This window comes from Amycolatopsis sp. FU40 (assembly GCF_021903635.1).
Taxonomy (GTDB): domain Bacteria; phylum Actinomycetota; class Actinomycetes; order Mycobacteriales; family Pseudonocardiaceae; genus Amycolatopsis; species Amycolatopsis dendrobii.
The window spans coordinates 5,515,201-5,527,572 of record NZ_CP091381.1 but is presented as its reverse complement, the minus strand read 5'-3'; the positions used below and the strand labels follow the sequence as shown (position 1 = coordinate 5,527,572).

9 protein-coding genes are annotated in these 12,372 nt (G+C 69.8%); 7 read left to right on the top strand and 2 right to left on the bottom strand.

From position 1 onward, the window contains the following. Positions 1-9 precede the first annotated feature (9 nt). Positions 10-333, top strand: a complete 324-nt coding sequence (locus L3Q65_RS26235) for a YciI family protein (RefSeq protein WP_182891258.1) — start codon at positions 10-12, stop codon at positions 331-333. Beyond that, positions 330-1,547 (top strand): RNA polymerase sigma factor, encoded by a 1,218-nt coding sequence (locus L3Q65_RS26230; protein ID WP_237596925.1) that lies wholly within the window; start codon positions 330-332, stop codon positions 1,545-1,547. Before L3Q65_RS26235 ends, L3Q65_RS26230 begins: the two co-directional genes overlap by 4 nt. Positions 1,548-1,706: 159 nt before the next feature. On the opposite strand, the gene L3Q65_RS26225 is transcribed toward L3Q65_RS26230, so the two are convergent. After that, positions 1,707-2,237: a GNAT family N-acetyltransferase gene (locus tag L3Q65_RS26225; protein WP_220507163.1), complete on the bottom strand. Its 531-nt coding sequence runs from the start codon at positions 2,235-2,237 to the stop codon at positions 1,707-1,709. Between the two features lie 304 nt (positions 2,238-2,541). On the opposite strand from L3Q65_RS26225, the gene L3Q65_RS26220 reads away from it, so the two are divergent. The 5 genes from L3Q65_RS26220 (at position 2,542) to L3Q65_RS26200 (ending at position 11,751) form a co-directional block, all read left to right on the top strand. Continuing rightward, complete coding sequence (locus L3Q65_RS26220) at positions 2,542-3,513, top strand: alpha/beta hydrolase (protein WP_237596924.1); 972 nt, start codon at positions 2,542-2,544, stop codon at positions 3,511-3,513. A gap of 1,043 nt (positions 3,514-4,556) precedes the next feature. After that, on the top strand, positions 4,557-7,907 hold the full coding sequence (locus tag L3Q65_RS26215; RefSeq protein WP_237596923.1) for a TM0106 family RecB-like putative nuclease: 3,351 nt from the start codon (positions 4,557-4,559) through the stop codon (positions 7,905-7,907). Between the two features lie 1,531 nt (positions 7,908-9,438). Beyond that, positions 9,439-10,554, top strand: coding sequence for an NAD(P)/FAD-dependent oxidoreductase (locus L3Q65_RS26210; protein ID WP_237596922.1), 1,116 nt, complete (start codon positions 9,439-9,441; stop codon positions 10,552-10,554). Between the two features lie 120 nt (positions 10,555-10,674). Beyond that, a complete protein-coding gene (locus L3Q65_RS26205) occupies positions 10,675-10,917 on the top strand; it encodes a PLD nuclease N-terminal domain-containing protein (RefSeq protein WP_237596921.1) in 243 nt (80 codons plus the stop codon). Between the two features lie 36 nt (positions 10,918-10,953). Beyond that, positions 10,954-11,751, top strand: coding sequence for a nuclear transport factor 2 family protein (locus tag L3Q65_RS26200; protein ID WP_237596920.1), 798 nt, complete (start codon positions 10,954-10,956; stop codon positions 11,749-11,751). Positions 11,752-11,806: 55 nt separating this feature from the next. On the opposite strand, the gene L3Q65_RS26195 is transcribed toward L3Q65_RS26200, so the two are convergent. Continuing rightward, on the bottom strand, positions 11,807-12,322 hold the full coding sequence (locus L3Q65_RS26195) for a lytic polysaccharide monooxygenase auxiliary activity family 9 protein (protein WP_182891265.1): 516 nt from the start codon (positions 12,320-12,322) through the stop codon (positions 11,807-11,809). Positions 12,323-12,372: the final 50 nt, after the last annotated feature.

The following is a 12,372-nucleotide window of genomic DNA, read 5'->3' as shown; positions in this document are numbered from 1 at the left end:
GATCCTGCGATGCAGTACCTGATTTCCGTGGTCCACGACCAGGCCACGCTCGCCACGCCGGAGGAAGACGCGGCGATCGACGTCTTCAACGAGCGCCTCCAGACGGACAATCACTGGGTCTTCGCGGGCGGCCTGGCCGCGCCGGAAACCGCGACCGTCATCGACAACCGGGACGCGGCGGGGATGGTCACCGACGGCCCGTTCCTCGAGTCCAAGGAATACCTGGCCGGTTTCTGGGTCATCGAGGCCCCGGATCTTGACGTGGCGCTCACCCTCGCCGCCGAGGGTTCGAAGGCGTGCAACCGGAAGGTCGAGGTGCGACCGTTCCGGTGAGCGACGTCCGGGAGGCGATCACCCGCGCCCACCGCGAGGAGTGGGCCCGGGTGGTCGCCGGTTTGACCAAGCGTTTCGGCGACCTGGACATCGCCGAAGAAGCCGCCGCCGAGTCGTTCGCGACCGCGGTGCAGCGGTGGCCCGCCGACGGCGTGCCGCCCAGCCCCGGCGCCTGGCTGACCACCACCGCCACCCGCAAAGCCATCGACCGCATCCGCCGCGAGAACAAACGCGACGACAAGCAACGGGAGGCCCAGCCGGTGCACGACACCACGCCTCCCCACCTCATCGACGACGACCGCCTCCGCCTGATCTTCACCTGCTGCCATCCGGCTCTGGCCGCCGAATCTCGGGTCGCCCTGACCCTGCGCATGGTCGGCGGCCTGACCGTGCCCGAGATCGCCCGCGCTTTCCTGGTGCCGGAAAGCACTATGGGACAACGGATCACACGCGCGAAAGCCAAAATCAAGGCCGCCCGCGTCCCGTACCGAGTGCCCTCCGCCGAAGACCTGCCGGCTCGCGTCTCCGGCGTCCTCGCCGTGCTGTTCTTGACCTTCAACGAGGGCTACCTGGCCACCGGCCCCGGCACCGGCCCCGTGCGCCAAGACCTGACCGCCGAAGCGATCCGGCTGACCCGCCTCGTCCGCGCCCTGCTGCCCGGCCACGGCGAGGCGACCGGCCTGCTGGCCCTGATGCTCCTCACCGAAGCCCGCCGCCCGGCCCGGGTGTCCGCCGACGGCGAACTGGTCGCCCTGGACGAACAGAACCGTGCTCTCTGGGACGCACCGCTGATCGCCGAAGGCCACCGCCTGGTGCGCGAACGCCTCGCCACCCGGGTCGCTCCGGGCCGGTACCAGATCCTGGCCGCGATCAACGCCGTGCACACGTCCGCGCGGAACATGCGGGAGACCGATTGGTCGCAGATCCTCGCCCTCTACGACCAGCTCGTCCGCATCGACGCGTCGCCGATCGTCGCCCTGAACCGCGCCATCGCACTCGCCGAACTCGACGGCCCGGAGCCGGCGCTGGAGTCGGTCGAGCGGCTGGGGGACCGGTTGGCCGGATATCACCCGTACCACGCCACTCGCGCTGACCTGCTCCGCCGGTTAGGCCGCAATGACGAGGCGCGGACGGCTTACGACCGCGCGATCGAGCTGGCGGGCAATACCGCGGAGACTGCTGCGCTGTCTCGCCGACGAGAGGAGCTGGGGTAGCAACTGGGTCTCGTCGGCGTGCTGAGCGGCGGCCCGTCTCGCCACCCTGATGAGCCGCGACCGGGGCCGGGCGATGAGTGGTGCCATTCGCCGCCGACGATCATGCTCGCCCGGTATGTGCCCGTTGCCCGCCCCGCCGAGGCAAGAAACGGGTAGCAGTCAGCGGCCAGGGGCGCGTACGTGCCGGTGCCCGCTGACCGGGAAGTCCGGCGGCGCGGGCGGCAGCAGTTCGTCAAGGACGTAGCCGCATTTCTCCGCGACCCGGCAGGACGCCGGATTGTCCTCGGCGTGCAGCAAGTCCAGACGGCTCAACCGCCGCGTGTCGAGCGCCCACCGCGACGTGGTTTCCAGTGCCCGGGCAGCGATGCCTCGACCCCGGGCCTGGGCAGCCGTCCAGTAGCCGACCTCAGCGGTGCCAGCGTCCCGAACCTTCACGACGACGTGCCCGAGAGGTGTGTCGTCGTCGCCCACCACCGCGAAGCTGAACTGCGTAGCGGTGTCCCAGCCGGCTGCCTGCGCGTCCAGCCACCGCCCCGCCTCGGCGTCGTTGGCAAGGGACGTCGTCAACCGTCGGCGCAACAGCGGGTCACGATGGGCGTCGACCAACGCCCGCCGATCTTCCGCCCGCCACGGACGCAATCGCAGAGCAGGCGCGGCTGCGGTCCGGGGAATGGGCAAAACGACTGTCACGGCTTCCATTCTGCACTGTCCAGCCTCGTCTCGGCCAGCTGCGAAAGCCTCCGCGATGTCCTTGGCAGACAACGAACTCAGGTGCACTCTTCGATAACTTGGCCCCGGATGCCCCCGTAGCAGGGTAATCTCGTCGCATGCTCATCGAGGTGGACAGAGGCTAGCCGCCGGGCTCTCGGCGGCGTACCGGCCGACGGTGCCCTGGCACGACTCTTTCCCACCGATTTCCCCCTTCGCGCCCCGACGCGCGCTCCGCTGTGCGCTGGTCGCCGCCGAAGGGGAACGATGACCTCCAGGAGCACTCATGACGCCCCATTCGCCGCGTCCGCCCTTCGACCCAGAACTCGCCGCCGTGCTGCCGACGCTCGACGGCTACGCGCCGGTCGGCATGACCGCGGACCGCTTGCCGCACTACCGGAACCTCCCTTTCCCCAGCATCGAAGAACAAATCGGCACCCGCCCGGTCCACTGCGCGCACCACACGATCACCGGCTACGACGGCGCGGAGATCGAGATCTCCGTCCTGTCCCGCGTGGACCACGAAACCCCCGGCCCTGGCATCTACTTCCTCCACGGCGGCGGAATGGTGATGGGGGATCGGTTCGCCGGAGCGGCCCCGCTGATCGAGTGGGTACTGAAGTACGACGCGGTCGCCGTCACCGTCGAGTACCGGCTGGCCCCGGAACATCCCGACCCGGTGCCCGTCGAGGACTGCTACGCGGGCCTGCGCTGGACGGTCGCCAACGCGAACATCCTGCGCCTCGACCCCCAGCGCCTAGTGATGTTCGGCGGCAGTGGCGGCGGAGGACTAGCCGCAGGCACCGCGCTGCTGGCCCGCGACCGCGGCACCCCAGCGCTGCTCGGCCTGCTGCTGCAATGCCCGATGATCGACGACCGCAACGAGACGGTGTCGTCTCACCAGTACGACGGCACCGGCGTTTGGGACCGGGCAAGCAACCTGACCGCGTGGACAGCAGTTCTCGGCGACCGCCGCGGGACTGCCGACGTCTCGCCCTGCGCAGCCCCCGCACGAGCAACCGACCTGAGCGGCCTCCCGCCAACCTTCATCGACGTCGGCGCGGCAGAGGTGTTCCGAGACGAGGACGTCGCCTTCGCGAGCGCGATCTGGGCCGCAGGAGGCAACGCGGAACTCCACGTCTGGGGCGGCGCGTTCCACGGTTTCTACGACCTCGCCCCAGAATCCGCACTGGCCCAAGCTTGCGTCGCGGCTCGCGAGTCGTGGCTCGAGCGGTTGCTAGGCCGCCCGACGCCGTAGCGGGACCGCGCGCCGCCCGGCCGAAGCAGTCGGGTGGCGCGCACCGCGCAGCATGCGGACGATGGCATCGCTGGCCCGCGCGTCGCAGAATCTCGCGTTGGTAGCTCTGTCGAAGCCGTCTGGGTGGCGCGCTCGGCAGCACGTGGTCGACGATGTCCGCGACTCGCGTGTCGCAGGCCTCGTGTCGGCTGCTGTGCCGCGGCTGCCGGGTCCTGCGCACAGCAAGCGGGATCGACCGCGTCACAGGCCTCCGCGTCGCAGGACCTCACGCCGCCCGCCGGCGCGGGGCGAGGCCGCCGGGGCGGCGCGCACCCCGCAGCACTGATCGACCGCGTCGCTGGTCCGGCTGTTGCGGGTCTCGCGGCGGCCTTCCTGACGAGGCTGTCGCGATAGCGAGCACTCAGCGGACGCGAGCGACAACGTCACCGGCCCGCGCGTCGCAGGACCCGGACCACCCGCCCGCGCTGGTCAAGGCGCGTCGCGGCCCGAGAGGACCTGCTCTCGGGCGTGCTCGGCCGGTCCGCGCCTTAGCGGCCGTGCGTCGACGCTCTGCCGAGGCCGTCGGGACGGTGTGCACCCCGCCGAACGACCTCACCGGCAACCCCGCAGCTCACTATCAGCCTGCGAGCTCACTGCCAGCCTGCGAGCTCACTGCCAGGCTGTGAGGTAGGTGCCAGGCTGTGAGGTCACTGCCAGGCTGCGAGGTCACGGCCAGCCTGCGAGGTCACTGCCAGGCTGCGAGGTCACGGCCAGCCTGTGAGGTCGCCGCAGCGAGCAGCTCACCGAACGCCACTAAGCACTGACTCCAAACCAGAGCCCGTCACCCCAAACCCGCCTTCACCGGGAGCCCGCCAATCCAGCTGCACCTCCAGCCGCCGGCATCACCAGTCCGCCTCCAATTTCCCAAAACCCCAGCTCGCACCTCCCATCGCACCCGTTCCCGCCCACTCCAAGATCATCCCACCCGCCACCGACAATTCCGGGCGGCGTGTCGGCACCCGCCTCGCCAGAGCCCTCCGCCGACCGTGACAGACTGCCGGGCGATGTACACGCCGTCTGATCTCGCTGACCTGCTCGAATGCGAGCACCGGAGCATCCTCAAACAGGCATTGGCGGCGGGGATACCCGGCGCGCCGCGGCCCACTTCCGCACCCGATCGGCTGGCGGTGAAGCACGGGCGGGCGCACGAAGCGGCCACGCTCGGACGCCTGCGCAGCGAGCGGACGCAGGTCGTCGAGATCGAGGAGCACGATCCGGTCGTCGCGGCGAAGGCCACCGAGGAAGCGCTGCGCGCGGGCGCGCCGGTGATCTACCAGGCGGTGTTCCACGACGGCGAGTTCTCCGGCCGCGCCGATTTCCTTCTGCGTGACGACCAGGGCCGCTACGAGGTCTACGACACGAAGCTCGCCCGGCACGCCAAACCGTCGGCGGTCGTGCAGCTCACCGCGTACGCCGACGCTCTGCGCCGCGGCGGCTGGCCCGCCGGGCCGGAGATGCACCTGCTGCTGGGCGACGGCAGCACGCGCAGCCTCCGCGTCGACGACTTCCTCCCGCTCGTGGACCGGCTCCGCGACCGGCTGGAGGACCGTCCGCCGCAGCTGCCCGACCGCATCTGGGCAGACGAGCGTCCGGCGTGCACCGGATGCGCGTTCGCCGACCACTGTTCGTCCGCGCGCGAGGCGGACCGCGACCTGTCGCTGGTCGCCGGGATGCGCAGCGAGCAGCGGCGCAAGCTGGTGACCGCCGGGCTCGGCACCATCGACGCGCTCGCCGGAGCCGAACCGGCCGACCGTCCGCGCGACATGTCCGAGGGCACATTCGCCTCGTTGCGCGCGCAGGCCGCGATCCAGGTCCGGCAGGACGAAACCGGTGAGCTGGCCTACGAAATCATCGCGCCGGACGCGCTCGCCGAACTGCCCGAAGCCAGCCCCGGCGACGTCTTCTTCGACATGGAAGGCGACCCGTACGCCCTGGCCGGCACCGGCCTGGAGTACCTCTTCGGCGCGGTCACCCCGGACGAGCGCTTCACCCCGTTCTGGGCGCACTCGCGCGCGCAGGAGAAACGAGCGTTCGAGGAGTTCGTCGACTTCGCCACCGCACGGCTCGCGGAACACCCCGACGCGCACGTCTACCACTACGCGCCGTACGAGGTCACGGCGATCAAGCGGCTCGCCGCCGTCCACGGCACGCGGGAGGAAGCCGTGGACGAACTGCTGCGCAGCGGCGCGATGATCGACCTGTATGCCGTGGTACGCAAGGCTTTGCGGGTAGGACAGCGGTCGTATTCGATCAAGTATTTAGAACCACTGTACATGCCGGAAGCCCGCGCTGGCGAGGTGAAAACGGCGGCGTCGAGCATCGAGGCGTACGAGGATTACCTGACGCTCTCCTCCGCGGGAAACACCGAGCAGGCCGACGAAGTGCTGCGCGGCATCGCGGACTACAACGAGTACGACTGCGTCTCCACCTTGCGCCTGCACGAATTCCTGCACCGCGTGCGGGTCGAAGCCGGAATCGACCTTGCCGAGCCGGATCCCGAGTCCGAAGTGGACGCTCTGCTTCGCCGCACCGAAGAAGAGGAAGCCGCCCAGCGCCGCGCCGAACGCGCCGCCGCGATGGCCGCGCTGGTCGACCCGCTCCTGGACGGCCTCCCCGACGACCCCGCGGATTTCACTCCCGACGACCGCGCCCGCGCGCTGCTGGCCGCATCCGTCGGCTACCACCGCCGCGAGACGAACCCGGCCTGGTGGGAGTTCTTCCGCCAGCTGGCGGCCCCGATCAGCGACCTCGAAGTGGACACAACCTGCGCGGTGCCGGTGTCGGTGACCGCGGGCGAGTGGGTCCCGCCGTCCGGCCGGTTGCGCACTGCGAAACGCACGCTGGTCGTGAGGTGCGACCCGGACCGTCCGCATCCGTACGCTCCCGGTGACGACGTGCGCTTGCGCTACGGCGCCGATGCGCGCGACGCGAAAGTCGTGTCCGCGACCGCCGTCGAAGTGACGCTGGAGGAGAGCAGCGCCCCGGACCGGACGTCCAATGACCTCCCCGCGGCGGTCCTGCCGGGCAGCCCGGTCCGTCCGTCGCCGAAGGACGAGGCGGTAGCCGATCTCGCCCGTCTGGCAGGGGAAACACTGCCCGCGCTGCCCTCACACCCCGGCGTCGATCTGCTGCGCCGCATCCCCCGGTTGCGCGGCGGATTGCCCGAACCGGGCGAGGATTTGGTCGCCACGGTGATCACCGCGGTCGATCAGCTCGACGGCTCCGTGCTCGCCGTCCAGGGCCCGCCCGGGGCCGGAAAGACTTACCTGGCCGGGAAACTCATCGCGCATCTGGTGCGGTCCGGCCGGACCGTCGGCGTCACGTCGAACAGCCACAAAGCGGTTGAGAACGTCCTTTCGGCGGCCATGGAGAACGCGCCGGAGATGGCCTGCGCCAAGCGCGCGAAGCGGACGCCGGATCCGTCGTTGCCTTGGGAACAGCCGAAAAACAACACAGCGCTGGTACGCTGGCGTGAAGAACACGACACCGGCCATCTGGTCGGCGGCACGGCGTGGACCTTCGCCAACGCTGCCGTGCGCGAGCAACCCTTCGACGTTCTCGTCATCGACGAAGCCGGCCAGTTCGCTCTCGCGGACGCGCTGGCGGTGTCGATGTGCGCGAAAAACCTCGTGCTGCTGGGGGATCCGCAACAGCTGCCGCAGGTCGTGCAGGGCACGCACCCGGCCGGTGCGGAGGCGTCGGCGCTGGGGCACCTGATCGGCGAAGCGGACATCATTCCGGCGGAACTGGGCTACTTCCTCGACCTGACCCGCCGCATGCATCCCGCTGTCTGCGCGCCGGTTTCCACCCTGTCGTACGCGGGCCTGCTGCATTCGCATCCCACCGCGGAACGTTCGATCGACGGTTTTCCGTCAGGTCTCTATCTGGCATCGGTCGAGCATCGCGGGAACACCACGCGCTCGGTGGAGGAAGCTGAGCAAGTAGTGTCGGTGATCAAGTCGCTGCACGGCCGTTCGTGGGAAGGCCGGCCGCTCACTGATGCCGATTTCCTTGTCGTAGCCCCGTATAACCTCCAGGCGCGAGTGGTAACGCGCGCACTGTCCGACGCTGGCTTCGGCGACGTCCGGGTCGGCACAGTGGACCGGTTCCAAGGTCAAGAAGCACCCGTTGTGGTGACGACCATGACGTCCTCTTCGGCGGTAGACTTGCCGCGAGGCCTTGATTTCTTGTTGTCGCGTAACCGGTTGAACGTCGCTCTCTCCCGCGCGCAGTCCGTCGCTGTCCTGGTGTGCTCTCCGAAGCTGCTCGAAGCCGACATCAGGACGGTGGACCAGATGCGGCTGGTCTCCGGAATGCTCGGGTTGCTCCGCGACGCCCGCGAGTGGATTGGCTGAGCCCAGGCGCTTGACGAAGGGCGAGTTCGCCTGAGCTGTGCGGGGCGCTGGGTGTCGCGAGGGCGCATGCTTGCGGTGCGATGCGTTGCTCGGTGAAAGGTGCGTTGCCCACGCTGGGATGCGTTGCTGGGGGTGGGACGCGCGTACCTGCGGCGCGGCGCGTTGCTTGGCGAAGGGCGAGCTCGCCTGAGCCGTGGGGCGCTGGGTGTCGCGAGGGCGCACGCCCGCGCTCGGATGCGTTGCTCGGTGTGGGACGCGCGTGCCTGCGGCGCGGTGCGTTGCTTGGCGAAGGGCGGGCTGTCCGCGCCGGATGTGTTGGCCGGTGCGGGACATGCATGCCTGCGGCGCGCGATGCGTTGCGCAGCATAAGGGCGCGGCGCTACCTGTGCCGGGGCGCGCTGCCTGGTATGTGGTGTGCGCGCGGTGCGTTGCTCGGTGAAGGGTGCGGCCCGGGCTGGAATGCGTTGCCGGGTTAGGCGCGGGTGTTCCCGCGCCGCCCCGCAGTCGCTCTAGGAAGGACGGGTGCAGCCGTGACGCGCCGCGCGGTGAGTGCGTCTGCGCGGCGATGCCATCGCCCAGCGGGAGCCACGCCCGCCTGCGTCGCGACGCGGTCATTGGGCACTTGCGCGGGCACCCGCCCGGCCGATCCGGTCGGGATCCGGTGGCCGGGCGGGCGCATGTCCCCGCTCGCGCGACCGTGGGGGAGGGGGTGGCGCGGCGAGCGAGGTGGTCGGGGCGCCCCGCGCGTCCGGCCTGCGGGAGCCGGAGCGGGGGCGCGGGATCCCCGTCCGTGCGGGGCACTGGGGGAGAGATGCCGCAGCGGACGGGGTGGCTGGAGAAAACGGTGTGTTCGGACGGTCTCATCCGGACGGCACACCGGCGAGCACTGGCTGGACCCGGCTCATCCGGACTGCCGACGCGCACCTGCTGGACGAGACCTATCCGGTGCGCGAAGCGGGCTTCCCAGTATCACTCTGTTCAGTACAACTCGTTGCGGGCCAAGAACATTCCCGCGGCCGGGGGTGTGCTCCCGCTCTCCGTCCGGACCGGCTGGGGGTTACCGGCCGGCGGGAGCAGGAGCACCGGATCCCGTTCCGCGTCTGGGGGGAGCAGTCACGCGGAGCGGGTAGTTCTGCGCCGGTACGGGGGCCGCCTCGCGGCGAGTGGCACGACCAGGCTCCGGCCGGACCGGTATTCCTGGAAGGCAGAAGGTGAGGCCCGGGGGCACCTCCGTACCGACACCCTGTACAACGCTCGAACCGCGCGAATGTTCCGGCCCCATAAGGTGATCTGGATCGCCGCCAATCGAGTGACCGTTTGGTCGGCTCGGAAGCCGGGCGACGGATGAACCTCGAACAGGTTGCGTTGCCTGGCGAATCGTTGTGCATTCGCCGCGAGCCCGAACGCCGGTACCCAGCGGACACCCAGGGAGCCGGGCATCGCGGTTGACCGGCGTCACCCAGTAGCGAACTTGTTCGTAACGAACATGTTCGTTAAGCTGACGGCAGTCACGAAGAAAAGGAGCAACCCCATGACCATCACCATCGTCGGCGCCGGCCTCGGCGGTCTCAGCCTCGCCCGCGTCCTGCACGTCCACGGCATCGAAGCCACTGTCCTCGACCTGGACGCCTCCCCGTCCGCCCGTGCGCAGGGCGGCATGCTCGACATCCACGACGACTCCGGCCAGGTCGCGCTCCGCGCCGCCGGTCTGCACGCCGAATTCGAGGCCCTGATCCACTCCGGCGGCCAGGAAACCCGCGTCTACGACCGCACCGCCGCCCTCCTCTTCTCCGAGGCGGACGACGGCAGCGGAGGGCGGCCGGAGGTCGACCGCGGGGCCCTGCGCGATCTCCTCCTCAACTCGCTGCCGGAGGGCACCGTCCGCTGGGGCACGAAGGTCACCGCCGCGGAACCGCTGCCTGACGGAGGGCATCGCCTCACGCTTGCCGACGGCACGTCTCTCACCACGGGCGTGCTCGTCGGAGCTGACGGTGCCTGGTCCCGGGTCCGTCCGCTGGTCTCACCGGAAAAACCGGCATACACCGGGATCTCGTTCGTCGAGATCGACCTCCTCGACGCGGACTCCCGGCACCCGGACGCGGCAGCTCTCCTCGGCGGCGGCATGAGTTTCGCGCTCGGCGAGGGCAAAGGTTTTCTCGCACACCGCGAACCGGACGGCAGCCTGCACGTCTACGCCGCCGTGCGCGTCCCGGAAACCTGGACCGCGTCCGTCGACTTCAGCGATCACGCTGCTGCCAAGGCTGCCGTGCTGAGTCACTTCGACGGCTGGTCCGATCGGCTTCGCGCCCTGGTCGAGGACGCGGACGGCGAGCTGATCCCGCGGCTGATCCACGCGCTCCCGGTCGAGCATTCGTGGCCGCGAGTGCCCGGCGTCACGCTGCTCGGCGACGCCGCGCACCTGATGTCGCCGTTCGCCGGAGAGGGCGCGAACCTCGCCATGCTCGACGGTGCTGGGCTGGGACTCGCGCTCGCCCGGCACCCGGACGACGTCGAACGCGCGCTCGCCGAGTACGAGGCCGCGTTGTTCCCGCGCAGCGCGAAATCGGCGGCGGAGTCGGCGCAAAGCCTCGAGAGCTGTTTCCGCGCGGACGCCCCGGCGGCGTTGCTCGAGCTGTTCGGAGCCTGACGTCCATAGTGGACGGGGTACGACTTAAGCGGTACCCGGATCGAGCCGTCAAGCCGATCCGGGTTGGACGGTTCCGCTCGCACAATGGGTTTCAGCCCGCTGTGAGAGAGGAATTTTCTGATGACCGCCGTCCTGGCCGACACTGTCCATGAAGGCCTGCGGTTCGCCGCCGTCGCCGGGATCGCGGTGCTCGTGGCGTTTCCGGTCTTGCTGTTCATCGGCGCGCTGGTGAGTGTGCTCGGCAGCCGGCTCGGCACCGGGATGAAGCTCGTCTGGGTGGTCTTCGCGTTCTGTGCGCCGTTCCTCGGGCCGATGTTGTGGTTCCTGGTCGGCAAGAAGAGCGCGGAAGCCTCATTTCGCTGACACAAGATGTCAGTGGAGCGCGGTTAGCGTCCGGGCATGGATCAGGAGATCGACGCTGGCGAGTTCGCCAGCCGTTATGTCGCGGTGTGGAACGAGTCCGATCCGGCCGCTCGGCGCGCGGCGATCGCGTCGTTGTGGGCCGAGGACGGGGTGCAGTTCACCGAGTCCGCGGAGTACCGGGGCCACGATGAGCTTGAGCGCCGGGTCGACGAGGCGTTCGAGGAATTCGTCGGCGGAGCGGGATTTGCGTTCCGGACCGCCGGAGACGCAGTCGGCCGTCACGGCACGGTCCGGTTCAGCACCTGCATGGTTCCCGCTGCGGGCGGGGAGGTCGCCTGGACCGGGTTCGTGGTAGCCGAACTTGGCGAGGACGGTCGGATCCGGCGCGATTGCCAGTTCGCCGAACCGCCCCTTCCCTCGTTCTCGGGCACTCGTGCAGTCGTGGAGGAATTCGTGCACCGGGTAGGGCAGGGCGACCCGGACCGGATCGCGGAGCTTTTCGCGGAACCGGTCGACTGGCGGTTGAGCTGGCCGGAACCGGAGCATCCCGTGGTGCCGTGGATCCGCCCGCGTTCCACCCGGGCGGATGTCGCGGATCACTTCCGGATGCTCGGAAGCGCTTGTGTGCCAGAGGAAAGCGATGTCCGCGTCGACCGGATCCTGGTCGACGGCACGGACGCGGTGGTCTTAGGGACGAGTGCCCAAACAGTCAAACTGACCGGCAACCGTTTCGCGACCGGCGTGGCGGTGTGCCTGACCGTCAGCGGCGGGCTGATCACGCGATACCACGTTTACGAAGACAGCCTCGCCGTCGCCGAGGCGTTCGCCGGATGAAGCGCCGGGCAGCCGGAGCGAGGGATCCCGCCCGGCTGCCCGGCGTTTCGCGCGGTCAGGAAACGTTCAGGTCGATGCAGGCGTAGAACGCGTTGCCGGTGTCCGCGATGTTCCACACCGCGAGCACCTTCTGCTGGCCGGTGTAGCCGCTCAGGTCGACCTGGTGCGACACGGTTTCCCCCGGTGCGTGGCCGCCGCCGTCGAAGCTCGCGACCATCGTGTCGCCGACGAAGTACTCGTAGTCGAGGGTGGCGTGCCGCGCGGTGAACACCCAGTTGAAGGTCACCTGGCTGCCGACCTGGGTGACCTTCCAGCCCTTGCTGTCGTCGTCGAGGTCGGCGAACCGGTCGTTGCCGCCGCTGCAGCTGCGCAGCCCCTTCGGACCCTCGACGCTCTGCGGTTCCCATTTGATGTCGCCGCAGGACACTGTTCCGTCCGCGCACTGGGCCTGCCTGCTCGGCGGGGAGTTGACGTAGCCGTGCGCGCTGGCGATGCCGGGGCCGATCAGCATCAGCACCGGAGCGAGGACCGCGCCGCCGAGTGCGGCGAGCATCGTGCGTTTGCGGGGCATGGTGGCTCCTTCGAAGCCGGGCCCGCTCCCGCGCCGGAGGGCGGCCGGAC